Origin of the sequence: Nostoc sp. UCD121 (genome assembly GCF_014222285.1) — a bacterium.
In the GTDB taxonomy this organism is placed as follows: Bacteria; Cyanobacteriota; Cyanobacteriia; order Cyanobacteriales; family Nostocaceae; genus Nostoc.
In genome coordinates, this window is sequence record NZ_JACKZS010000112.1 from 1 (window position 1) to 25,377 (window position 25,377).

General features: G+C 42.9%; 19 protein-coding genes. 9 read left to right on the forward strand and 10 right to left on the reverse strand.

Annotation, left to right across the window (positions count from 1 at the left end):
• Positions 1 to 145 precede the first annotated feature (145 nt).
• Positions 146 to 1,819 (reverse strand): ATP-binding protein, encoded by a 1,674-nt coding sequence (locus GNF10_RS21905; protein WP_185585739.1) that lies wholly within the window; start codon positions 1,817 to 1,819, stop codon positions 146 to 148.
• A gap of 311 nt (positions 1,820 to 2,130) precedes the next feature.
• Entirely contained in the window at positions 2,131 to 4,074 is a 1,944-nt protein-coding gene (locus GNF10_RS21910; RefSeq protein WP_185580645.1) for a GTPase family protein, read from the reverse strand.
• A 348-nt stretch (positions 4,075 to 4,422) separates the two neighbouring features.
• On the opposite strand from GNF10_RS21910, the gene GNF10_RS21915 reads away from it, so the two are divergent.
• Both GNF10_RS21915 and GNF10_RS21920 read left to right on the forward strand, forming a co-directional pair.
• Positions 4,423 to 4,620, forward strand: a complete 198-nt coding sequence (locus tag GNF10_RS21915; RefSeq protein ID WP_185580646.1) for a ribbon-helix-helix protein, CopG family — start codon at positions 4,423 to 4,425, stop codon at positions 4,618 to 4,620.
• A gap of 134 nt (positions 4,621 to 4,754) precedes the next feature.
• Entirely contained in the window at positions 4,755 to 5,546 is a 792-nt protein-coding gene (locus GNF10_RS21920; protein ID WP_185580647.1) for a PEP-CTERM sorting domain-containing protein, read from the forward strand.
• A gap of 96 nt (positions 5,547 to 5,642) precedes the next feature.
• Here the strand turns inward: GNF10_RS21920 and ebsA are convergent, their stop codons facing one another.
• Positions 5,643 to 6,017, reverse strand: coding sequence for a type IV pilus biogenesis protein EbsA (ebsA, locus tag GNF10_RS21925; RefSeq protein ID WP_012410470.1), 375 nt, complete (start codon positions 6,015 to 6,017; stop codon positions 5,643 to 5,645).
• Positions 6,018 to 6,709: 692 nt separating this feature from the next.
• Between ebsA and GNF10_RS21930 the strand changes: the two genes are divergently transcribed.
• Positions 6,710 to 8,116 (forward strand): glycosyltransferase family 2 protein, encoded by a 1,407-nt coding sequence (locus GNF10_RS21930; protein WP_185580648.1) that lies wholly within the window; start codon positions 6,710 to 6,712, stop codon positions 8,114 to 8,116.
• 59 nt (positions 8,117 to 8,175) lie between these two features.
• On the opposite strand, the gene GNF10_RS21935 is transcribed toward GNF10_RS21930, so the two are convergent.
• Positions 8,176 to 10,296 (reverse strand): DNA polymerase III subunit gamma/tau, encoded by a 2,121-nt coding sequence (locus tag GNF10_RS21935; protein ID WP_185591967.1) that lies wholly within the window; start codon positions 10,294 to 10,296, stop codon positions 8,176 to 8,178.
• A 360-nt stretch (positions 10,297 to 10,656) separates the two neighbouring features.
• On the opposite strand from GNF10_RS21935, the gene GNF10_RS21940 reads away from it, so the two are divergent.
• The 4 genes from GNF10_RS21940 to GNF10_RS21955 all read left to right on the forward strand — a co-directional run bounded on the left by GNF10_RS21940 (position 10,657) and on the right by GNF10_RS21955 (position 17,631).
• On the forward strand, positions 10,657 to 11,343 hold the full coding sequence (locus tag GNF10_RS21940; RefSeq protein ID WP_185580651.1) for a hypothetical protein: 687 nt from the start codon (positions 10,657 to 10,659) through the stop codon (positions 11,341 to 11,343).
• A gap of 170 nt (positions 11,344 to 11,513) precedes the next feature.
• The gene (locus tag GNF10_RS21945) at positions 11,514 to 15,467 is read left to right on the forward strand and encodes a CHAT domain-containing protein (RefSeq protein ID WP_185580650.1); all 3,954 of its coding nucleotides are present in this window, start codon (positions 11,514 to 11,516) and stop codon (positions 15,465 to 15,467) included.
• 311 nt (positions 15,468 to 15,778) lie between these two features.
• Positions 15,779 to 16,555 carry a class II glutamine amidotransferase gene (locus GNF10_RS21950; RefSeq protein ID WP_185583383.1) on the forward strand — a complete coding sequence of 259 codons (777 nt, stop codon included), beginning with the start codon at positions 15,779 to 15,781 and terminating at the stop codon, positions 16,553 to 16,555.
• Between the two features lie 257 nt (positions 16,556 to 16,812).
• Positions 16,813 to 17,631, forward strand: a complete 819-nt coding sequence (locus GNF10_RS21955) for a TlyA family RNA methyltransferase (RefSeq protein ID WP_185583385.1) — start codon at positions 16,813 to 16,815, stop codon at positions 17,629 to 17,631.
• Here the strand turns inward: GNF10_RS21955 and GNF10_RS21960 are convergent.
• The 6 genes from GNF10_RS21960 to glyA all read right to left on the reverse strand — a co-directional run bounded on the left by GNF10_RS21960 (position 17,628) and on the right by glyA (position 23,546).
• On the reverse strand, positions 17,628 to 17,888 hold the full coding sequence (locus GNF10_RS21960) for a Calvin cycle protein CP12 (RefSeq protein WP_185583388.1): 261 nt from the start codon (positions 17,886 to 17,888) through the stop codon (positions 17,628 to 17,630). The genes GNF10_RS21955 and GNF10_RS21960 overlap by 4 nt on opposite strands.
• Positions 17,889 to 18,083: 195 nt before the next feature.
• A complete protein-coding gene (locus GNF10_RS21965; RefSeq protein WP_185583398.1) occupies positions 18,084 to 19,430 on the reverse strand; it encodes a GTP-binding protein in 1,347 nt (448 codons plus the stop codon).
• Between the two features lie 135 nt (positions 19,431 to 19,565).
• Positions 19,566 to 19,856, reverse strand: a complete 291-nt coding sequence (locus tag GNF10_RS21970; RefSeq protein ID WP_185583390.1) for a hypothetical protein — start codon at positions 19,854 to 19,856, stop codon at positions 19,566 to 19,568.
• Between the two features lie 523 nt (positions 19,857 to 20,379).
• Positions 20,380 to 20,790: a dienelactone hydrolase family protein gene (locus GNF10_RS21975; RefSeq protein ID WP_311774200.1), complete on the reverse strand. Its 411-nt coding sequence runs from the start codon at positions 20,788 to 20,790 to the stop codon at positions 20,380 to 20,382.
• 76 nt (positions 20,791 to 20,866) lie between these two features.
• Positions 20,867 to 22,117, reverse strand: a complete 1,251-nt coding sequence (locus GNF10_RS21980) for a competence/damage-inducible protein A (protein ID WP_185583392.1) — start codon at positions 22,115 to 22,117, stop codon at positions 20,867 to 20,869.
• Between the two features lie 145 nt (positions 22,118 to 22,262).
• Positions 22,263 to 23,546 (reverse strand): serine hydroxymethyltransferase, encoded by a 1,284-nt coding sequence (gene glyA, locus GNF10_RS21985; RefSeq protein WP_114083389.1) that lies wholly within the window; start codon positions 23,544 to 23,546, stop codon positions 22,263 to 22,265.
• Between the two features lie 346 nt (positions 23,547 to 23,892).
• On the opposite strand from glyA, the gene GNF10_RS21990 reads away from it, so the two are divergent.
• Positions 23,893 to 24,639, forward strand: coding sequence for a hypothetical protein (locus tag GNF10_RS21990; protein WP_185583394.1), 747 nt, complete (start codon positions 23,893 to 23,895; stop codon positions 24,637 to 24,639).
• 9 nt (positions 24,640 to 24,648) lie between these two features.
• Positions 24,649 to 25,272, forward strand: a complete 624-nt coding sequence (locus tag GNF10_RS21995) for a DUF4231 domain-containing protein (protein ID WP_185583396.1) — start codon at positions 24,649 to 24,651, stop codon at positions 25,270 to 25,272.
• The last annotated feature ends 105 nt before the right edge of the window (positions 25,273 to 25,377 follow it).

Here is a 25,377-nt window from a genome sequence, read left to right on the forward strand (position 1 = left end):
GGGGAGCAGGGAGCAGGGGGACAAGGGCAAGAGGTGAGAACTTGAAAAAAGTCTTTCCCCTTGTCCCCAATTCTCCTTGTCCCCAAGTCCTCTTCCCCATTCCCAATGCCCAATGCCCAATGCCCAATGTTTACGACGGGCAACTTTACGCACTTACCAGAAAGTATCGATCAATTTCTGCCGTAAGTGTTTCAAAGTCCACGGGTTTGGTTAAGTGGCATTTAAAACCAGACTTAAGCGCAAGTTCCTTATCCTCCTGGCCACCGTAGCCGGTAAGCGCAATCAGAATCGAGCGAGTAAATTTGGAGTCTTTACTCAGTTCCTGTGCAACGGCGAATCCATCCATTTCGGGTAGTCCGATGTCACAAATAATCACATGAGGCTCTAACTCTTTTGCAGTTTGTACACCTGAAATTCCATTCTTAGCAATGGAAACTTCATGCCCGAAGTGTTCAAGTACCGCTTTTAATGTTGTAGCAGAATCGTCGTTATCTTCAATCACTAAAATCTTCAACGATTTTTTAGCTGCCTCTATAGTCTCCAGGTTGTTATCCAAGATTTTAATCTCTTCGCATACAGGGAGAGTAACTTTGAATTCTGCTCCCAAATTTATCCCTCTACTTGAGGCTTCAACATTCCCACCATGAAGTTCGACAAGACTTTTGACTACCGAGAGTCCTAAACCTAGCCCACCCCTCGAACGGTCTAAACTGCGATCAGCCTGGGTAAACGGCTCGAAGAGTTCTGGTAAGATTGTCGGTTCTATCCCCATACCTGAGTCTCTTACAGATAAAGCTGCTAAAGTGCCTGAGCCATTTTCACCTGGAATATATGAGAGATCTACCCAGATTGTCCCATCTGGTTTTGAAAACTTTAAGGCGTTATCAAGAAGGTTCCCAAAGATTTGAAAGAATCGCGTTGGGTCAACATAAGCCCATACGGGCGTGTTTGGCAAGTCTTCTACTACGGTAAGATTCGATCTCTTTATTGCTTGTGTATGGTCATTGAGACTCTGGCGAACCAAATCTACAAGATTCAACTTCTCAAGGTTTAATGAAATCTTCCCATAGGTGATAGCTGATACATCTAGTAACTCATCGATCAATTTCGAGAGGTGCTTAATCTGGTGCTGCATCATTAAAACTGTTTCTCCAACTGCACCAGTCACGCCCAGCTTCAATTTGAGAAGCTGAACCCCGTTCGAGATGGGGGCAACAGGATTCCTCAACTCGTGAGCTAGCATCGCAATGAATTTGTCTTTCAGCGCGTTTTGGTTCGTAAGTTTCTGGAAAAGTTGAACGTTCGCGATCGCTACTGCTGTAGTATCGGTCAAAATCTCAAGCAGTTCTATTTCTTCAGATGTGGCTAGGTGTGGTGTACTCCAGTAGGCTCCGATCGCACCCAGTGGATCGGCAATCCGTATGGGAACCATCACTAAACTCTTGACGAAAGTCACTTTATAAGCATCTAAAGGAATCCGATCATCTTGGTAAATGTCCTCAATCACGGCTGCTTGTTTATTGAGCATTGCCCAACCGGAGATGCAAGACTTGAGCGGAAAACGCATACCTTTCCAAAGTGGGCCGATGGCGTTTTCATCAACATAGTGGCAACATTCACCATCCCGCAGTACAAAAGTTACTCCATCAGCACTGGTGAGATCGCGGGCTGCCAAACGCACAATCTCAATAATTTCCTCAATAGTCCGCACACAAGCCAAATCTTTCACTACTAAAAGCAGCCGATTGTAAGATGAAATACTATAGCTCTGATGTGAATTTTGTTCTTCAGAGATGGAGGTTTGTAATATTTTTTTCATAAATAGCTCCGAACAAAAAGGATGTTTGGTAAAAACTTAGTTAAAGCGCTAGGTTTTAGTAAACAGCTACTCTTAATCGTAATCTTAACTTTGATGTTAAAAGCTAAGAGATATTACGGCATTTTTTGTTCTCCTATTTTCTATTTAAAAGTATCAAATATTTTATCTTCCTAAGTAAATATTCTAGATTTATCGTAGGTGATAATGCAACTCGTAGTGTTTAATAAGACTGTGTAAATGTGGCTAGCAAACTCGCTATTTAGGACTAGCAGAATGGAAGATGGGGATATTACTGAATTAACGCAGACAAATTATTTGGCGATCGCTAAATAATACTCAAATCGCTCTCGAAGTTGTTCAACTGTTAGATTCTGAGTCCAGTACTCGACTAGGGTATGACCAAATGCCCAAGCGTTGCGATCGGGTGAAGTGGAATTTTCTAGCAGTAGCGGCCAGAGGGATAGTAATTCAAAGTTGAGCGGGTTAGAGTTAGCTGTATTCAAGAGCGAGAAAAGCTCATAAGCCATTTGGAGTTTGCCAATCACAATCGGCAACTGTTCCACGGGAATTTGCTCCGCCAGCATATAGGCTAGGGCTGGAGATCCGGTTGATAGAGTAGAAACAAACTGGAGGACGGGACTTTTGAGCAATGCCGTTAGTCCCTGTGTTGTCGCCATCTGAAAGGTGTAGTGGTCGATGATTTTGGCCGCAGCAACGGTACGGGCTTCGAGATTACGCAAAAAGCGGGCGAGACGGAGTTGTTTGGTAGGTGCGATCGCATCTACTAATCCCAGTGAAAGCGCCTCGACTCCCCAAGGAACTCGACCTGTTTTACTGTCACCTGTCACCAGTGGTAGAACTAGATTACAGAAGTTTCCCAGTAATTTGGCGCGATACTCAGTAGCTTCCCGAATGGCAATTTCCTTGGGACGATCGCCCCATTCCCAATCATAAGGCGGTTGCCATTCACGAATGGGACGCAGCCGATCTACCTGAGTGACGATCGCGATTGCGCTAGGCGCACACTCCGTGAACGCAGGTAAATCTGCAACTTCTGCTTTTATATCTTGCAAAAAGTCTACATCCATTTGTAGGGCAGGATCGAGGGCAGGGGTGACTAAAAGCAGCAAATCTGCATCGATAGCATAATCAAGCACCAGGTTTCGCAGATCGGCATGGTTGACTTGTTCGTAGCCAGGCGTATCCAGAAGCGTCAATGTTTCACCAGTTTGAGTTTGCCATTGATAATTTTGAATGCGATCGGTACTGGGCAAAACATCAACGGCTGCTAAATCTGCCTGAAATAGTGTGTTAATCAGGCTACTTTTTCCTGAACCTGTACGCCCCACCAGTAGAATATTTACAGGTTTTTGCTCAACTACCTCAGATGGTTGAGCTTGAGTCAGGATTTCTCGAAGTGTTTGGGTTTTTGCCTTGGGTAAAGTTGGTGTGGATACTACGGTTGCTGAAACTGGTAATGTACTACGTCCATAGAGGGCGATCGCTTGCCGACACAAGTTTTTCAGGGCAGCTTCCCGAAATAACTGGTTCAAATTCCCCAATAATTGCTGAGTTGCTTGGTTACTAGAACCCTGGCTGGCTTGTTTTGCCACTGCCGCCACCGGATTTAAAAGCCACTGTGCCCAATTCCAAGCTTTCCAAAATTTTCGAGCCGATGGTTCCAACTTCCGGTAGACCTCATATCCTTGGTATGCTTGTCCAACCGTCACCTGATTAAGAACTGGGGATAATTTTTGCATCCACTGATCCATATCATCCACCGTTCCCCGAATCAGCCCGTAAGCCTGGGGAACGTAAATATTCAGCAGGGGATATTGAATTTGAGGATTGTAGATATGAGCGATCGCTACAACTAAATCCTGGCATCGTGTCCAAAAAGTTTGCCAATCTTCCCAAATCGGGCGATCGCTTTGTGACGCTTGCAGAATCTCTTGGAGTGCGGCTTGTGCAAGCTTTGTAACATCACTTCCTGCTGATGGCCTAACTGTATCCTCTACTGCCGATTCCAGTTCTTCTTGAACTTGAGCTAATACAGCTTCCACTTGGTTAACAGCTGGTTGAGTCCATTTTACGAGTAGCCAGCGCCAACCAACGAATAAAAGGGTGAACACACCCCAAATCCAACTAATACCCCACGCGTGAATTTGCGAACCGGCGGCTACCAGTAAGAAAATAATGATAAACGCGATCGGGATTGCCAACACGACCCACTGCCACGGTTTCAATCGCACCATTACCCTATACCTGCTTTGAAATGTTGGGAAATTCGAGCTTTTGCAAAAATTACTCTTATAACAAAGTCTATCGTTTCCATTCGCTAGGGCAACAGTTACAAGGGTTGCTCAAGTTGGTTGCTACTCTTTCGGCTGAGGAGATGGCAAACTAACTGGTGTTTATAAATTACGTGAAATCGAAGATTTAAAGTGCGATCGCTTTTTAATTAATTAGATTTTGGCAGATTGGGAGCGATTATCTTCGACACGTTCTGCGATCGCAAGTAACGCTAAAGATAGCGATCGCCTGCCAGAATGCCTAAAATATCAGTAATGCTACACTTTCCTAGCATTCAAGGAGTAAAGGCTGTGGCTTCCATCACGATCAACATTTCCGATGAACAATTGCAGAAGCTGCAAACATTAGCACAAGAGAGTGGTATCTCGCTTGAAGATTTGTTACGTGCCAGGATAGAAGACTGGCTCAGTCAGCCAACGAGCGAGTTTGCTCAAGCAACCAACTATGTGCTGAAGAAAAATGCCGAATTATATCGATGTTTGGCATAGCGATTGACAAGACTTTTTTTCGATGAAGCTTACTTCACAAACTTGGGAATAATAAACTGTGCCTGAGAAAAAATTTAAATAAATCTCAGCGCATTAGGTGTGTTTATATCGGCGCTTCAAGGAGCAAGTTGTTAATGAAAGTAAGTTCATCAGGGATTAAGCTAGGTTGTGCGATTCTTAGCAGCAGTTGTTTAGCAGCAGTGACGATCGCTTTAAGTGGAACAAGTGCTTTTGCTGCTCAATTCATCACAATTGAAAGCACTGGCACATTATCAGGAACAATCGAACTTCCCAGAAATAATCCCAATTTCAATAACAGTATTACTCGTATTGATACGGATGAAACTGGAACTTATTACCGGAACTTAGGTACTAACAATAATCCTAACTATGTTCCTGTATACCAGTCAGACTATTTGCAGGTAGAAACGCGCTCTGATGGAAGTCTGCATTACTTTGTTGACTTTAAAGGTATTCCCTTTGTCTCGTTCGATGGTGTTCTCACATCGCCCGTTCTCTCTGGTGGTCAGTTGACACCCTATAAATACCAAGGACAATTAGCAGGAACCAAATTTCAAGGAGTAGTTCAGGATGAATTTAATTTCATAAAAGCCTTATACGCTGGTACTGTCACCGATCCAGACACCGGAAAGCAGTATCAGGGTACTTTTGAAGTGAGTGGATATGGAGAGCGATATAGCGATCCCAACGGTAGCTCAACTCCCACAGTCTTTGATTTCCAGTCTGATATCCCAGGTTCGCCAACTGTAACATCCTTGAACATTACTAACGCTACTCTAACGAATTTAAGAATCAAAGTACCTATTGATGAAACTTCTATTCCAGAACCCGCTAGTGTTCTCGGCACTTTTTTGGTAGCTGGTTTTGGTATGGTTTTGAAAAGGAAAAAAACACATCTGCTCTAAGAAGATGTTTTTAAGGTGAGAGGCTGGTAAGTTTTATAATCACACAGAATAGTTTTAAACACGAGCCGAACTAGCAAAAGTCCGGCTCGTATTTAATCAATCATCTATACGCAGTAGCTTGCGATAAAACGGTTGTGAAAAATCGGTCAAGCGATGGCGTTTATAGTTGTCCATAACTTCAATTAAAAAATTAATAAACTCGAAACTAGCCATCATTAGTTCATAACTCAAGTCAGCATTGCCATCAAACTGAATTCGGCAACGGGTTAAGTCTGAGGGTAAAGTAGCAACATTCCAAGACGCGACAAAGGGAACATGTTCACTAGCTTCTATCTTTCGGTGTCCCTCCAAAACCCCTTTTTGATAAAGACTAATGGCATAGGGTAAAAAATTGCGCTTAGTGCCTTGGACGTAAGGTAAGTAAACACTGGCTTGTTGTTGATTAGCAGGCTGAAGTTGCTCAATAGACATGGTTAAATATTCCTCAAGTTAGTTGGCAACTAGGGATATTAGTGGATGTTAGTAGTGTTCCCAAAAGATGTGTCTAAAGCACATAGTAGAAAGAGAGAGTGGGAATTAGGAAGAGGACTTGGGGACAAGGAGAATTAGGGACAAGGGGAAAGACTTGTTTCAAGTTCTCACCTCTGTCCGCTTGTCCCCTGCTCCCCGCGCCCTGCCCCTCTGCCTCTTCTCATACTCCATAAATGAAGTTACTGCTAAGAAATATTAAAATTTCGGTTACAATAAGGCTGCATTAACTTTGATCGCAGCCGGGCGCAATAACATAACATGAAAAACCCACACTATAAATTTGTGGATGTTATTATTGCTGTTTCTTCCAACAATAAGCTGCTGTCACCTTGGTATCACTTTGCCTAAACTGGAATTCTCATTAGAGAAAGTCCGACTCTACAAGCTTCCTGCCCAAGTGGGTATCAAAGGAATCAAGCCTCTGTCTAAGAGTAGCAAACGTGGTTAATGCTAAGTAATTACCCAGAGTGACAGTGACAACAAAAGTAGTCCCGGCGGCTTTTGGCTTAGGGATAGCGGGTATTGCAGTTTGCCCATTCCGATTAAAATCGGGAAAAGTAGCTTAGGGATATTTGTCCGTAAAATTACTAACTGTAGACAAATACTGGTTTTTGAATCAAGCAACCTAACCTATGCCAGCGAATTCCTGGCCCGAAGAAGATTCTTATCAAGAGCTTGATCCGCTCAACTCCTTGTTGTCTGACCTATCAGTAGATGAGGAGTCAGTGTTAGAGACAGACCCTGTGTCTCTACCATCCCGGTTTCAAGGTCGTAGAGGTAAAGCAGCTCTAGTCTTGACTATCGTCTGGAGTGGCACGATCGCTCTACATTTAGTTTCTTGGGCTTCCATATTTATTCTAGGACTGACCACCATTCTAGGATTTCATGCCTTGGTGGTCGTGTTTAGTAAATCCCGTCGCTATCCAAAAGAAATACAGGGTGATTTGCCTTTTGTATCTGTATTAGTGGCTGCGAAAAATGAAGAAGCAGTAATTGCAAAATTAGTCAAAAATCTTTGTAATCTGGAATATCCAGGTGGGCAGTATGAAGTATGGATTATTGACGATCACAGCAGTGATAGCACGCCACATTTATTAGCAGAACTAGAACAGAAACATGATCAACTGAAAGTATTAAGGCGTTCAGCAGAAGCTAGTGGCGGCAAATCAGGGGCGTTAAATCAGGTGTTGCCTCTGACAAAGGGCGACATCATAGCAGTATTTGATGCTGATGCCCAAGTGACACCAGATTTGCTGCAACAGGTAATACCTTTATTCCAAAGAGAAAAGGTGGGGGCGGTGCAGGTGCGAAAAGCGATCGCCAACGCTAAAGATAACTTTTGGACTAAGGGGCAAATGGCCGAAATGGCCCTTGATACATGGTTTCAGCAACAGCGCACTGCCCTTGGTGGTATTGGCGAACTGCGGGGTAATGGTCAATTTGTCCGGCGTTCAGCCTTGGAAAGCTGCGGTGGCTGGAATGAGGAAACTATTACCGATGATTTGGATTTGACAATCCGCTTGCATTTGGATAAGTGGGATATTGAGTGTGTTTTTCATCCAGCTGTGCAAGAAGAAGGTGTGACAAATGCGATCGCACTTTGGCATCAGCGCAACCGATGGGCAGAAGGCGGTTATCAACGCTATCTGGATTATTGGGATTTAATTCTCAAAAACCGTATGGGAACGCGCAAAAGCTGGGATTTGCTGATTTTTATGCTGATTATGTATATTTTGCCTACAGCAGCAGTACCAGATTTGTTAATGGCGATCGCGCGTCATCGTCCACCAATATTAAGCCCCATTACAGGCTTGTCCATTTCTATGTCAATGGTAGGAATGTACACAGGTCTAACGCGCATACGTCAAGATCAGAAATTCTCACTTTCTACATATCTTACGATGCTAGTGCAAACCCTGCGTGGCAGTTTATATATGTTGCACTGGTTAGTTGTCATGAGCAGTACTACTGCCCGGATGTCGGTAAGACCAAAGCGCCTAAAATGGGTGAAAACATTGCATACGGGGCATGTGGAATAGCCCTTTTGGGGAATTAAAAATTAAAAATGCAAAATTACCAAAAATAATTTTGCATTTTTTTATTCATCATCAACTTCTGATTCCTCTACCCATTCAGGTGTAGCTATGGAATCGGAGAATTCTGTTGAATCCTCAGTGAAACGGATAATTTGTCCGTTGAAGAATTCTGCTAGACGTTGAGCAGCGATCGCAACTTCATCAATTTCCCAATCAGGTGCAGGTGTTCGTTGTGTCGGTGGAGGCAAAGTTTGCGCCCCATTTCCATTTACTCCATTTCCATTTACTCCATTTCCATTTACTCCATTTCCATTTACTCCATTTCCATTTACTCCATTTCCATTTCCATTTCCATTTTTTGCTATCGGCTCGGTTCTTAGTGGCGCTGGTGTTGCTGGCTGTGGTACTGGCGCTGGAGGCGAAATTTGCTGGTTGTAACTAGGAGTAGCTGGTTGCTGAACGCGACTAGAGTCTTTTGGCGGAGGATTTTTTTTGGCTGAAGTGGAGTTTGAAGAAATTCCTTTTTCTATATTTATCTGGATTTCACGCTGGAAAGTCTGCTGGAAAGCTTCCGTAATCATCGGTAGATAAGATTTACCCTTGTCATACCATGCCTGTTTGATAGCAATTCGAGCCATAACACCGTCGAACTCTATAAGTTGGCTCATTTGACGCAGCATTTCTTGCCTTGATTTGGGCTGGAGGTTAGCAAGCACCTGTTGCCAAACCTGAGTTAAATCATATTGTGCTTCTCCAACAACTTCTGAAGTTACTGCTTCAACGATCACAGGTGGTACAGGTTCAGTTACAGGTTCTGGGGTTGGTGGTGAAACTGAGTTAGGAGCAGAATTGTGATTTATTTGCTGTTCAACTGCGCCAGATGAAGTGACAGGCTGATTTTGGGCAGTCGCTACATGATGGTTTGTGGTTACTGAGCCTTGTCGAAGTGTAGAATTATGATTTGTTTGCGGTTCCGCTACTGGCAAAGAAGAGATTGCATGATTTTGGGTAACTGCTGGAGGATAGCTTGGAGATACAGCAGGTGGGTTAACTCTCGGCGCGATATTTGGGGCTTGTGGTTGAATATTCGTCGTCGCACTGGGTAACAATCCTAGTAATGTTACTTCCAACCATAAACGCGGCTGGGTGCTGTTTTTAATTTGCACTTCAGCTTTTCGCAGATGTTCCTGTCCTGCCAAAATCATGGTCATATCGAAGTATTGAGCAAACTCAACCAACGCCGTCCACGTTTGCTGAGTACAAGCAACCAAATCGTGGCGGTTGGGTGCTGTTTTGGCTATGAGTAAATCGCGGTAGAAAGCGGCGAGATTTTGCAGAAGAGTTAGGGGTTCTCGACCACGATCGAGAATTTTGTGGGTACTGTCAAGAACTGCTTCGGGTTTATCTTGAGCGATCGCATTTAAAAGTCCCAGCAAGTCCTGTTCGCTTACCGTTCCCACCAAATCCCAAACTTTATCTGGTGTCACTTCACCCGCTAACAAACCCAATTGATCGAGCAAGCTTTCGGCATCTCGCAACCCTCCCTGAGAAAGTTGGGCTACCAGGGTTACAGCTTCGGGTGAAATATGAATGCTTTCATAAGATGCGATCGCACTTAAATGCTTAACCATCGCCTCTAATTGAATACGTCTAAAATCAAACCTTTGACAGCGCGAAATAATCGTTGGTAACACCCGTTGCGGGTCTGTTGTCGCCAATACAAAAACTACGTGTCTCGGTGGTTCTTCTAGGGTCTTAAGTAGCGCGTTGAATGCCTGGGTACTGAGCATGTGGCATTCATCTATTACATAAACCTTGTAACGACATTGCACAGGGGCAAACTGGGCTTTTTCAATCAATTCGCGGATATTATCGACACCAGTGTTACTAGCGGCATCGATTTCAATTACATCTAAAGCGTAACCCTTGGTGATCCCCTGACAAACTTCACACACGCCGCAGGGTTCAGCAGTGGGGCGATCGCTTTTGAGACAATTGAGAGATTTAGCTAAAATCCGGGCACTAGAAGTTTTCCCCGTACCTCTTGGCCCTGTAAATAAATAGGCGGGGGCGATTTTGGATGTGCCGATCGCATTCGTGAGGGTGGTAGCGATCGCCTCTTGTCCCACCAGTTCAGCAAAACTTTTGGGGCGATATTTGTGGTGCAGGGGTTCGTAAGACATGGAAAAATAGACTTCAATGCCTTTCAACGTTAATTAGTAGCACCGAGTCGAGTTTTGGATTCAATTATTTTAAACTCTCGTACCTACTTTGTTTATCGATGTTGCCATAGCGCTTACACTCAACTAATGCCGTCAATTTTGGCACTCAGGAAAGCAAGCAACCAGATCATAATTTTTGACTATGATTTCAACATCAATGTATCGGAATTATAGCATAGCATTTAGTACATTTGTTCTAGTAAGGGTAGGGAAAAAAGAACTAATGACCAATGACAAATGACAAATGACAAAGAACTAACCTCATAGTCCAGTGCGATCGATACAATTTTTATAGATAAGCAAAACTCGATGGTGCAGCAGATGCTCAAGCGGCTATTTCAATGGCTCAAAAAGCTTTTTCAGAGCTTGTTTGGTGGAAAACAGAATGCCTCAAAATCTAGAGGGAATATTCCAAAAGAACCAGCCCCACCCCTAAGCGATACGGATCTGGAATTTCTCTTCACCGAGCTATTGCAAGGAGTACATCAAGCACGAGGGGAAGCCTGGGCGCAAAAGTGGCTGCATAATATTGAACATCGGATTACTACTGAAGACTGGGTTCAGTGGTTAGGGCGCTTTGGTGAAAAATTGCTAGCATCACCGACACCGAATAATGAAATAGCTGCACGGTTAGTACAACTCGGTGAGTTGGACATTGGAGAAGTCGGAGATGTTGCCTATAGTATTGGAATGCAGTTGTTGACGCGCAATCAAGGCGAACCAATTTGGGAATATGAAGGGCCAGACGCTTTTAGCACGACTTTACAATCTGAGCCAACCGCCCCCATATCAGAGTCAGTAGATGCGCCAGAGAATCCCCCAGAGGGAGAATATCAAACTGTCACCATAGAAGAGTTGTTTGTAATGTTGCAAGAGGATGAAAACTTACGCCAGCAGATTGCTCAACAGCTTGCCGTTGAGACAGATGATCCACAATTGCTTGTCCAGGCATTGATTAATCAATTGTATCCTGCCGGTCAATCGACTACAGAGCAAACAGAAAATTAGTCGAATCAGGAATTGTAACGTTGTAATGCTTTACTCTTGAATTTTGGTATATTTTTTGCTAACCTGCGACGGAAGCGCTGTCCTAATCTTATGGATTTTTACGTAATTGATGATTTTTTTAACACAACGATGGCTACAATCTAGAAAAACAAAATCCAATAGTGTGGCAGATGCTCAGGCGGATATCGCAGTCGCTTAAAAGGCTTTTAAAGCGCCTCATTGAAAGTAAGCAGGCTAGTTCTCTCAAGGGTGCGAGAGGACACAATCTGGTGGAGGTACTACCAGAACTAACCAATGCGGATCTGGAACAATTGTTTATCCAATTGTTAGAAGGCGTGCATCAAGCACGAGGACGACAGTGGGCATTGAGGTATCTGCAACGGGTTGAAAATCGGATTCCGGCTGAACGCTGGATAGATTGGTTGGTGATGTTTGGTGAAAGCTTGCTAGCTTCACCTGCACCGAATCCTCTTTTAGCATCACAGATGGTGCAATTGGGGGAACTTGGTGTTGGCAGAATTGGAGATGTTGCTTATGACATTGGCATCCGCATGATGCAAAACTCACCTACACAGATAGAGGATGAGGGAAATTATCCAGAAGATAGCTCAGAAATTACTCCTGAACAATATGGGGTAGAAATCGCTCCTGGGGAAGAACTGATCGGCTTAGGCGAGTATTTATGGGAGTCTGATGAGCCAGATGTCATAGAAACTACTCCTGGGGAAGAACTGATCCGTAATTTAGGTGAGCAGTTATGGGAGTATGATGAGCCGGATGTCGTAGAAATAACTCCTGGGGAAGAACTGATCCGCAATTTAGGTGAGCAGTTATGGGAGTATGATGAACCAGATGTTGTAGAAATTACAACCGATGAAGAAATTATCCCAATTTCGCCTGGGCAAGAGCTAATTCGTAGCTTAGGTGAGCAGTTATGGGAATATGATGTGCCAGTTGTTGAACCAATCACCTCAACACCTGAAAATGTCTCTTTTGAGGAAAGATTCACCGAAAATTTAGAGGAACTGGTATTGGAGTATGAAAGGGAAGAAACCCAAACCACAATACTCGGAAATCTCCCTCTCCCGCCAAAGGAAGATTCAATCACCTCATTAGCCCAACTGAGGTTCGATGATGAAGAAGTTGTTCAAAGTACAACAGGAATAAACCTCCTTTCTACTAGGCCAAGAAGTGAATTAACAACTTCTCCCTCAGTAGAAAACTGGGATAGCGCTTTGACAAATTTAGAGCCAAATGTAGCTAATACATTAGATGAGTTGTGGGTGAAATTGGATCAGAGTACCAATTTAGTTCAGCAACTTGCTTCTAACTTGGCAGTTCAAAGCAGTAATTCTCCTGGTATTATTGAGCGACATAGCGATCATCCGATTACCAACGCTCAAGGATGGTTTTACCAAGGTCTAAGCCAAGCGAAAACAGGTGATTTGTTAGGCGCGATCGCATCTTACGATCAAGCTATTGAACTTCAACCTGAAGTCTCAGAGTATTGGTTTAATCGAGGCTTGACACTGTTCCATTTAGAACGTTTTGAAGAAGCGATCGCATCTTACGAAACCGCCATCGAACTAAAACCCGACTTCTACAAAGCTTGGTATAACCGGGGTGGAACTCTCGGAGAATTAGGATATTTTGAAGAAGCGATCGCTTCTTTTGACAAAGCCATAGAAGTCAAGCCAGACTACCAAGAAGCTTGGTCTAGCAAGGGTTTGGCGCTACTTAAATTAGGTTGGCTACCAGAAGCTATTTATAGTTACGATCAAGCGCTGCATTTGGAACCAGAAGACCAGGAAAACTGGTATCACCGAGGGATAGCCCTAGCTGTAGGCGAACAATTTGCAGAGGCGATTATATCCTACGACAAAGCCCTAGAAATTAACCCAGAGTACCACGAAGTTTGGATAGACCGGGGTGTAGTGCTGTTTAATCTAGGAAGGTGGTCAGAAGCGATCGCCTCATGGGATAAAGCCCTTTCAGTTCAAGCCGACTTCTACTTAGCTTGGTACAACCGAGGTATAGCATTAGACAACTTAGGTCGTCGCCAAGAAGCGATCGCATCCTATCGCCAAGCGATCGCCATCAAACCCGACTTCCACCTAGCTTGGTATAATCAGGCTGTAGCGCTGTTTTATTTAGAACAATATACCGAAGCGATCGCTTGTTATGATTACGCTTTGGAAATTAAACAAGATTATTGGGAAGCTTGGATTGGTAGAGGAACTGCGATCGGTCATTTGGTGAACTCGGAAGCATTGCTGAATTTGTCGAGTAATATCACAGCGACAAATCCCGACTTGCAACAGGGTGGCTACGAAGGAAAATTAGCCAGCTACGAAGAAGGGTTAAAACATCTACGGACAGATACCCACCCAGAAGGTTGGGGTAGATTGCATCTGGCGATCGCTAATACTTATTACGATCAAGGCAAAAAACATCCCAATCCCCGCGATTATTGGCGCAAAGCTGCATCTGAATACCATCAGGCGCTGTTAACCCTAACACTAGAATATTTTCCCCTATTCCACCTAGAGGTTTTGCAATCTCTAAGCAAAGTACTGATGGGTTTGGGACAAACAACACAAGTTCAAGAATTGCTGCAACGCGGTACAGATTTATTGCGACAATTGCTGAGTGAAGAAACTCGCTCAGACGAAAGTAAAAAACAGCTAGCTTTGAAATTTGCAGGCTTTGATCAATTGGCAGTTGATTTAGCAGTAGAATCTGGTGATTTAGTTGAAGCTTGGGAAATTGCTGAACAGGGTAAAAATGCTTGTTTGAACTGGCTACTTTCTGGCTGGAGTAATAATATTTACTCGCCCCATTATGGTGCAATTCAACAACTATTTAATCCCACAACAGCAATTATTTACTGGCATATTAGTCCAGTCGCCCTACATACTTTCATTCTCAAAGACCAAGCGCCATCACCGATTCTCCTGTTTACACCCATGCAAGATGCCGGGGCAATACCTTTAGGAGAAGACGCTATTCGTCTCAATGAATTGCCGCTACCTGAAGCAGTACAACGCCTAATTGAATTTGAAACTTGGCTAGAAGATTGGCATCAACAATACCAAGAATATCGCACTACAGCCCAAGACAAAGAAAGTAAAAGCCAGCATTCTTGGCGAGTGGATATGGAACACAAGCTGGCGCAGTTGTATGGCATCTTGAATATTTCCACAATTGCCCAGGAACTCGAAGGCATCACCCAACTGGTTTTAATTCCTCACCGCGACTTATACAGATTGCCCATTCATACCCTTTTCCATCTTTCTTCCCCATCCCAAGAAGAGTTGCCGAATGTGGAGTCAAATTTCAGCGTTACCTATCTACCTAGTGCCCAAATAGGTTTATCAATAAGAACTGAACATATTTGGCAATGGCAAAATATGTTATTGCTCAGTGTTGAACATCCAGAAAGTGCAGAATATCCTCCACTAAAATTTGCCAAACTGGAGTCGGAAGTTGTGAGCCAGATGTTCAACAATATCCAACGAATTCAGGGTTCAGAAGCTACAAAAAATATTGTTGAAAATGCCTTGTTTGATAATTACAACATTTTCCATTTTACAGGTCATGTCACTAATAATTTAGCTGAACCCAAAAAGTCAGAATTAACATTAGCAGGTGAAGACAAACTTACTCTAGATGAAATCTATCACCAAAATCTATCAACTTACAACCTGATTACTCTCTCTGCGTGTGAAAATTTAAGTACTAAGAACCACACTATCAGCAGCGAATATGTAAGTTTAGCCAGTGGTTTTGTAAGTCAGGGTGTTCCTCATGTAGTTAGTACTCTCTGGAGTGTAGAATCTTCAGCTAGTGCCTTGGTAATGATAGAGTTTTATCGGAGATTACAGCCTAATAAATCAGCAGTTACTGCTTTAGCGGAAGCGACACGGTGGTTGAAAGAACTAACTGCTGGAGAACTGACAAAATGGTATGAAGATATTTTGAATAATCTGCATCCTGAAGAATTACGAATTCAAACTTATTTAACGACGCAACTATATAGAAATAGTAAAATGGCATCAAATAAAAATCTTTATAATCATCCTTACTACTGGGCAGCATTTACGATTACGGGTAAGCCTAATTAAAATAATTCGTAATTCGTAATGATGCAGCGCTACAGCACTTCCGGCAGCTATGAGGTACATCCACAAATCTGAAAGCTTTGATAGGGGAGGGCAAGGAGAAAAACTGTATTGCATAATAGCCGGAAGCGCTGTAATAGTACAGCAGAGGACATAGAAAATAAGCATATCCAATTCCCCATGCCCCATGCCCCATGCCCAATTCCCAATTCCCAATTAAATTCCAACATTGAAGCGATCGCTCCAGAATCAATGCAGCATTCTGAAGTATCTTGATCCTGAGACCTTAGTCGAAAATTTAGAGTGCAATATTCATGTGCCAATTGCTCGGAATGAATTGCAATGTTCCAACGGATATTTGCTTTTCTTTTGAAGGGTTTTCTGCACGGGGAGGAAGAACAGATCATCATAGTGATGGTTGGGGCATTGCTTTCTTTGAAGGGAAGGGATGTCGCATGTTTTTAGATGCCCAACCTTCTGTTGCTTCTCCAGTAGCGGAGTTGGTGCGGAGTTATCCCATCCATTCAACCCATGTCATAGCCCATATCCGTAAAGCTACTCAGGGTGAAGTTGCCCTACACAACTGCCATCCTTTCCGCAGAGAATTGTGGGGTCAGTATTGGGTATTTGCCCACAACGGTAATTTGCCAAATTTTGATCCAGAAAATTTGGGCTTTTATCAAGCCGTAGGTGATACAGATAGTGAAAAAGCATTCTGTATGATGCTAGAAACATTGCGATCGCGCTTTCCTGATGGTAAGCCTGACATCAAGAAACTGTACCCTGTACTAAAACAGATTAGTGATGCAATTGCAAAAATAGGTATATTCAATTACTTATTATCTGATGGAGAACACTTTTTTGCTCATTGTTCAACTAACCTAAGCTACATTGTCCGCCAAGCGCCCTTTGCAGCAGCCCATTTGATCGATCACGATATGACCGTAGATTTTCGGGAAGTGACTACCGAACGCGATCGCGTTGCTGTCATTGCTACTACTCCCCTCACTGACAACGAAGTTTGGACAAAAATTCAACCGGGAGAATTACTAGTTTTTCAGGATGGGCTACCACTGAAAATATGTATTTAGCTAAAAATGCGATCCTGTTGGCGAATTCAAAAATTCACCAAAAACTTTCCCATTTAGATACTTTCTAGATGGGTTTTATTTTTCATAGTAATATACGGGATGCGGGAAACTCAGTCTCTCCAAGGCTGAAAGTGTCAACTTCTCAAGCTTCGTAAGGGTTTTCGTCTTGACTACCGTACCCAATCCTTGCAGTTAAGATGTTTGTAGCTGTATTTTCACGCGCTTTGGTTTTAATCTTACCGGGAGAGTCTAGTTAATTGGCTAAACAGCGACTCGACACACTATTAGTAGAGCTAAATTTATGTTCTTCTCGCGCCTTGGCACAAAGGTTAATTCAGGCGGGGGAAGTGACTGTTAATCAGCAGCTAGTTGATAAGCCTGGTACAGAAGTTGATATTTCGGCTCAAATAAATATTAAAGAGCGATCGCCTTTTGTTTCTAGAGGCGGTGAAAAACTCTCTAAAGCTTTGTCAGTATTTGCCATCCCTGTAGCAGAGCGTATTTGTTTAGATGGTGGGATTTCTACAGGTGGTTTTACTGATTGTCTCTTGCAAGCTGGAGCAAAACAAGTTTACGGCATTGATGTCGGTTACGGACAAGTTGACTGGGGACTGCGAAATGATTCGCGGGTGATTTTGCGGGAACGTACCAATTTACGGCAACTACGACCAGAGGAGTTATATAGCGAAAACGATCCGATTCCTGATTTGGCGGTGGTTGATGTATCCTTTATTTCTTTAACTAAGATTCTGCCTGCTTTGTGGCAACTAACTCAAGCTAACCGAGAAGCTGTATTGTTAGTCAAGCCACAGTTTGAAGTTGGCAGATCCCGTGTGGGTAAAAAAGGTGTTGTGCGAGATCCAAACGACCAAGCTGATGCTATTTTCCAGGTGTTACAAGCAGCCCACGGATTAGGATGGAAATACAAAGGCTTAACTTGGTCGCCGATCACTGGCCCGGCTGGGAATATCGAATATCTTTTGTGGTTGGGAATGGAAAGTGAAATACCATTACCCGATTTAGAGGCAATTAAGCAAATAACGCAATCAGCAACAACTGATTTACGAAAAAGTTAAACGTCGTAGATTAGACATTCTACGGAAGCTGGATGGCGATCGCAATAGTTCTCTAAAGAGTTTTTCTTTGCTTTTGCTTGCTGCTGATCGGCTTTTTCAGCTTGTAATTCTTCCACAATGTCCCAGGCTACGGCACAATTAGCAGAATCGCTGCCATTTAGCTCACAAGTTGTACGAGCTTCAGTAATCGCTTCAGTAATCGCTTCTTCAAGATTTCCTGCACCAGCAGTTTCAAATGAGTTTAGGGTAGTTGTCATGATCCTTTCACCTTTAATTTACGCAGATAGATATTAGGGGATAGAGGATAGTTTTTTCTATAACCTTTTCCCTGTAACCTGTTCTCTCAATCTTGCATCCCAAATTCGAAATGTCAGTCAATTGTCAGAAGAGCTTGATAGAAGTTCATAAACACTTGTAAACAGTAACAAATACTTAACAAAAATTAATTATTCTCAATATTTTATGCCTAACTCTTGTCGCAAACGATACAGAATTGTATTTTGATCGACTTGAGAGAGAATTTCTTGAATTACACTGCTAGCACCCAACTGTCCCCAAGTGCAGCCTTTTTCGAGATATACCTGAGCAGCCTTGCCAACGGAGTATGCACCATAACCAGCGATACCAGCTTGAGCGATCGCACTGCCAGCAAAAGCAGTAATATTGCTGGGATTATCACCACTGGTTATTGCAGCAGTAGTTTTACCTAAACCTAGAAGAAAACTACTACCTAATTCCCCCAGTAGTAAGCCACCAGAACTAAACAAAATCGTTTTTAAAATTTTTCCGGCTTCATAGCTAGTCATCGGCAAACCATATAATCTAGCTAGAGCGCGAATTAAAGCTAAATCGGCAACAGTTCCGCCCAGGATATCTAAGAAAGCGATGGGATTGAGCATTACTGCCAAAGCTTTGTATTTGGTAAATTGCCAAATGATATCTTCAGCTTCTTGTTCGCGTAAGTCGATGGTTTTTTGAGCGATCGCGGCTTCTGCATCCCGTGCTTGGATGAGGGCATTTAAAGCCAGAAGTGATCGCCCTTCCCGATTTAGAATGTTCAGAATTGTCTCTTTGAGTTCGTCTACTTGCGGTGGTGGTGTCTCCCATTCATAACTGACACGCCCATCAGGCCACTCAACCCGCACTTCCATTGCTGCGGGTTCCGCCGCCACCATGACAATTTCATCAGGTAATAGAGGCTTTGCTTGGGGGTTCCCAGCACCCAATTGTTGCAAATTTTGGTAAATCGCTCCCCGGTCTGTATCTGGGTAAAGGTCGATTTTGTTAAATACTAAAATTAGGGGTTTTTGCGATCGCCGCAATTCCAGCAGTGCCTGATACTCAGTGCGCGTGATATCACCAGACACAACAAACAAAATCAAATCCGCCTGATGCACAACTTCTCGTGCCATATCCGCCCGTGACTCACCCTCAATTTCATCTAATCCTGGGGTATCAATTAACTCTACTAGTACCTTACCTCCTGGCTGCCAACGCACCGAACGGGGCCATTGAGTGACACCGTTTAGGGGCCCAGTTTGCAAAATTTTGTCTCCCAGTAAAGCATTTAAAACTGCTGACTTACCACGACTCACCAAACCAAAAGCGGCAATTCTAATCACGTTAGAGTCCAGCTTGTTGAGTGTAGAGTTCAAAGCTTCCAATTCCGGTTTTAACAAACCTGCCAATTCCGGGTTAGATGACAACTGTCCTGATTTGCGGAGATATCCATACCAAGACAGTGCTTGTCTGAGACTAGCGCGGGCACGATTTAAATGAGTTTCTTGCAGATTTCGCACAAAGTTAGGTTGATTCAAGATTGGACAAACAACAGGCTACATATCCATTTTGATCTAATTTCAAGACTGGTAGCCTGTTTTGTCAAATTAAGCAATTGTTCTAATTATTTACACACCTCTTTGTGGAATATCCATTCAGAACATGGGATTGTGTTGATTATCCCAACACTTGCGATCGCGCCACTTTCTCCCAGTATATTCACATTCCGAGGCATCATCTATCCAAGGAATCGATGTAGAGTAGTGCGAGGTTCCTATGGAAGCGAATAAACTAGCAGTGAATAAGGATAAAGTTGTCAATGTACAAATTGGTAAAATTATTAAATATCCAGTGAGTATCAGAACGTTAGTAGGAGTCCAAAAAACTCTGCCTATTTTATTATTTTGGCGAGTTTTTAAGTTAGTTTTTGAATTCGAGAAAAGCATAATGCAACCCTATTAATGTCAGTTTATATAGCAATCTCATTTGATTTTTCAAAGCAAAGCTGACTGAGAGCTAGCCAGATTGGGTTTCAGTTCTCAGTATATTTAGCAAAAATCAAATAAGAATCCTATATGACTACGGATTTTTACGTAAGAACATTATTGAAGTTATATACTCTGATGTCAAAGGTACAAGTGACGACTTGTTAGAAGTTTTAATCTTTGGGCGCTAAAAAATATTTTTGATGAAAATATGTTGAAGTTAGGGCAATCGCTCTTGCGTAAATCCTACTAAGTCTAACTATTAGACATCTCCAGAAATTAAATATGCGTTACCCAGAAACCTTGTAGAGACGTAGCATTGCTACGTCTCTACTTTTTCGGAGATGTCTTTTGGATGATTGTATTGCGATTTTACAGCAGTTTTCATGTATTTGAACCACACCTGTGGTAGCCGCGTGGTCTATTTACCTGAAAATAGCTGTCATTTAGAGATGTATTAAAATGCAGAAAAAATATCTTTAATCTACAATCGGCTGTCTCCGATGTTGCAAAAACCACTCATACAACTCTGGATTATTGTATGTCTGCGTCCATGAATCTGATCAGCTTCTGGATAAACTGTAAATTTCACATTCCCATCGCGGGTTTTGAGTGCAGAAACCATGATTTTGGACTCGCTTAAGGGAACGACATTATCTTTTGCTCCGTGAAATGCCCACACAGGAAGGTTTTTCAGTTTATGTACTTGGGCTGGCTCACCACCGCCACAGATAGGCGCGATCGCAGCAAATCGTTCTGGCTGCGCTGCTGCTAAATGCCAGGTTCCGTAACCACCCATGCTTAAATCGGTCAGGTGAACCCGATCTAAATCAACAGGATAGGATGCAATAAATAATCTAGAGTCATCTAAATTATTTGAATCTGATAATTGTATAGAACAAAATGATACATCTTTAGCTCAACTAAATCATTTGTAATTTACAGAATGTATGGCAAAAATAACATACCTTTTACCTCGTCAACAACTTCCGCCGCAGATTATCTAACGCTGCATTCGCGCTAACATGACGAATTAAAGCTCGACCTCTCACTGTACCAAACTGATACTCAAAACTTGTCACTTCATCTTTTGGCCCAGCTAAACCAATGTAAACTAAACCCACCGGCTTAGTATCTGTCCCTCCAGTTGGGCCAGCAATACCAGTAATACTCAATCCCCAAGTTGTGGCAAGGCGGGTTTTGGCTCCAACAGCCATTTGCTCTGCAACAGTTGCACTTACCGCCCCAAATTTATCTAAATCTTCTTGGTTAACCCCCAGCAGCTTAACCTTCACCGAATTGTCATAAGAAATTACTCCACCCCAAAAGTAATCAGAACTCCCAGAAATCTCAGTCAACATTTGCCCTAAACCGCCACCAGTGCAAGATTCTGCCACTGAAAGCGTTTCTTTTGATGCCCGCAATAACTCACCAACCACGGAAGCAAGAGTATCATTATTAACGCCGTAAAAATCTAGTCCGGCAATTTCTTTAAGTTGTTTCTCAATGGGCGCAATTAGTTCTTCTGCGGCTGCTTCAGAAGTGGCTTTAGCAGAAACTCGCAATCTTACTTCTCCCTTCCCTGCATAAGGGGCTACTGTGGGATTTGGCAACTTCAAATAGGAAGAAACCTTTTCCGCCAAAGCAGATTCACCAATACCCCAAAACTTTAAACTTCGGCTGTAAATAATTTCTTTACCCCAACCTTGACTTTTGAGAAATGGGACGGCTGTTTCTTCCCACATTGGGTACATTTCACTGGGAACACCAGGAAAGGTAAAAATTGTGATTTCAGGACGAGGTTGCCAAATAATACCGGGTGCTGTTCCAGTGGGGTTGGGGAGAATTTCTGCACCTTGGGGAATCAAAGCTTGCTTGCGGTTACTTGGCGACATCACCCGACCGCGTTGGGCGAATTTCTGGGTTATGTCTTCGATGATTTCTGGGTTTTCTACCAAAGGGGTTTTAAAAAAATCGGCGATGGTTTCGCAGGTGAGATCATCTGGTGTGGGGCCGAGTCCACCAGTGAAAATGAGAATTTGCGCTCTGGAAATAGCAATCTCTATAACTTGCTTTAACCGTTCTGGATTATCCCCAACCACTGTTTGATAGTAGTGGGGGATACCTAGCTGCGCTAATTGTTGCGCTAAAAATTGAGCATTGCCGTTGAGGATATCTCCTAGCAGCAATTCAGTACCAACACAAATAATTTCTGCACTCATTGTAATTGGGAATGGGGAATTGGGAATGGGGAACTTGTACTGAGCGAAGTCGAAGTATTGGGAATGGGGAATGGGGAATTGGGAATTGAGAATTGGGAATGAAGAACTATTTACCAATGCCCTATGTCCCATGCCCCATGCCCAATTATGCTAGTGCTGGTACAGGAATTTCCAGGTGAGGATATAAGGGGAAGCGATCGCACAATGCTGCTACCCGTTGCCGACAATCTTGGGTTACTACGTCGGAATCTGGAGAAAGCAGGCGATCGCTAATAATATTTGCAATCTCGGTAAATTCTGCTACTCCTAAGCCCCGTGTGGTCATTGCTGGCGAACCTAACCTTAGACCACTGGTAACAAATGGCGATTGTGGATCAAAGGGAATAGTATTCTTGTTAGCTGTAATATTTACAGTACTGACTAGCTTATCGGCTTGCTTACCAGTTAGATTTACAGAGCGTAAATCCACGAGAAGTAAATGGTTATCAGTGCCATCTGACACTAATTTCAAACCCCGATTTTGTAGTTGTTCTGCTAAAGCACGAGCATTTTCAATTACTTGAGCAGAATAAGTTTTAAACTCAGGCTTTAGGGCTTCTCCAAAAGCCACTGCCTTACCAGCAATGACGTGTTCCAATGGCCCGCCCTGAGTACCAGGAAAAACAGATTTATCTAGCTTTTTACCTAGTTCTGCATCACTGGTCAAGATTAAACCACCTCTAGGGCCGCGGAGAGTCTTATGTGTAGTTGTTGTTACTACATGACAATGAGGAATGGGATCGGGGTGAAGACCACTAGCAACTAAACCAGCGATATGAGCAATATCGGCTAGTAAATAAGCACCGACTTCATCAGCAATGCTACGGAACTTTTCAAAATCAATTATCCGGGGATAAGCCGAATAACCACAAATCAAGAGCTTAGGACGCTCCCTCAGCGCCAGCTCCCGAATTTGGTCGTAGTCAAGTTGTTCTGTTTGTTGACTGACACCGTAGTGGCTAACTTGGAACCACTTACCTGAAACGTTTACAGGTGAACCGTGGGTGAGATGTCCCCCATGAGACAAATCCATTCCCATAATTTTGTCCCCTGGTTCGAGAAGCGACAAAAATACTGCAAAATTGGCTTGTGCGCCAGAATGGGGTTGCACATTGGCATGAGCAGCGCCAAATATCTGTTTCGCGCGGTTGATAGCTAGTTGCTCGATTTTGTCAACATACTCACAACCGCCATAGTAGCGTTTACCAGGCAATCCCTCGGCATATTTATTTGTCAGTACTGAACCTTGAGCCGCCAGCACAGCAGCAGAGGTAAAGTTTTCGCTAGCAATCAACTCCAAGTGATCTCGCTGGCGTTGTAGTTCGTCGTTGATTAACTCCGCGATCGCTGGATCGGTGGAGGAAAGAAAGTCTGAATTAGTCCTAGTCACTTCAATTATCCTTATGGAAATTTGTACAACGGCTGATTTTGGTTTGGCACAGCACCTAACAGCTTTTATAGAGGCGATTAATCGTCTCCGTATTCTAGAAGTTTGTTTGTGCCAACTTATTTATTATTAGGCGTAAGCTTGATTAATGCATTAATTATCATAACGTTGCTTTTTGGAGCTGCACCAAATAACACTTCTGACGTAGGCGTAGCCCGTCGTAGACATCGCTCCTCGGTTGGACAAAAAACTGAACGCTTGGGCAATTAACTGTCGGTAATACAACCCTTGCGGAACATGGCTATGAAATTCTACCCTGGGAAACTTAAGCAGTCAAAATTGTGGAAAAATGAAAAATCCTTTGAAACTTACCTTTGACAGTGGACAAACAGCATTAGCTATTCGAGTTGATCAACAAGCCGAATTACCAGATGCTCTTGAGCAAATAGGGCTTGGCGGTTCGCATTCTATTTTAGTAGTGGTAGGGGGTGCAAGTAAAATCAGCGAAGCCGATTTTCTCCGGATTAAACGGTTGTTTACGGAAGTTTTAGCCCCCATAGCCGAAAGTTTGGGTGCTTATGTTGTCGATGGAGGTACGGATGCGGGAGTTATGCAATTGATGGGTGAGGCTCGTAGCCAGATAGGTGCTAAGTTTGCTTTGATTGGTGTAACACCTGAAAACAAAGTGGCTTTACCTAATCAACAAGAACCTGATGCTGATTTGACACCGTTAGAGCCAAACCATACTCATTTTGTACTGGTTCCTGGCGATAATTGGGGCGACGAATCACCTTGGATATCTGACGTTGCAACTGTACTGGCCAATAATGCACCTTCAGTAACTGTACTTTTAAACGGTGGTGAGATCACCTTTGATGATGCGTTTTCTAGCATTAATACTGGAAGGTTAGTTGTTGTGATTGCTGGTAGTGGTAGAACCGCAGATATCCTTGCCGATGCCTTGCGTGGAGAGGGTACTGATGAGCGAGCTAAAAAGTTAGCAAAATCTGGTATATTACAATACGTCAACTTGATCGACATCGAGAATGGGGTTAAAAATTTAGGTCAAATAATTAAAGATTTGCTTTCTAATTAGGAGTGAATAATGGCAAAAAAAGATAGTTATCAGGAATTTTTAAAGGAAGATTTTAACAAGTTATTTGAAGGTATGAATTTAGGCGATGGGCAAAAGCATTTTTTGCGATCGCGCTGGTTAGACCAAGTACTCTGGATGGAAGGTAAGGCTAATTTATCACGCGATCGCCATTATTTGTTGCGGATAACAACTATTATTGGCGGTGTAATTCTCCCAGCACTGGTAAGTTTAAACATTAACACTACTCCTACTTTACAAGTTAACGAGAGAGCCAGAAATATCATTATCTGGTCAACTTTTGGTTTGAGTCAGATTGTTGCGATTAGTGCTGCCATTGAAGAGTTTTTTCATTACGGTGAACGTTGGCGACACTATCGTCGTACAGTCGAATCTTTGAAAACCCAAGGGTGGCAATTCTCACAGTTGACAGGCCCTTATCGTGATTATACAAACCACCAACAGGCGTTTAATCTTTTTGCAGGTAATGTAGAAGATATTATTCAACGAGATGTTGAAATATATTCCACTCAAGTTATACAAGAAAAGAAAGAAGAAAAACAGAGCCAGGAAAACTATATCCTGATGCCAAATGCAAAGATAACCAATTTGGAAGAAAAAAAAGAAGAAAAATAAAATCGGAAAAACAAGATAAGTAGGTAGACATAATTAAATATAAAATAAACTCTTAGTTTGTAGTGAGCGATTTATCGCTCAGAGCAAGGGTTATCAGGACTAAAG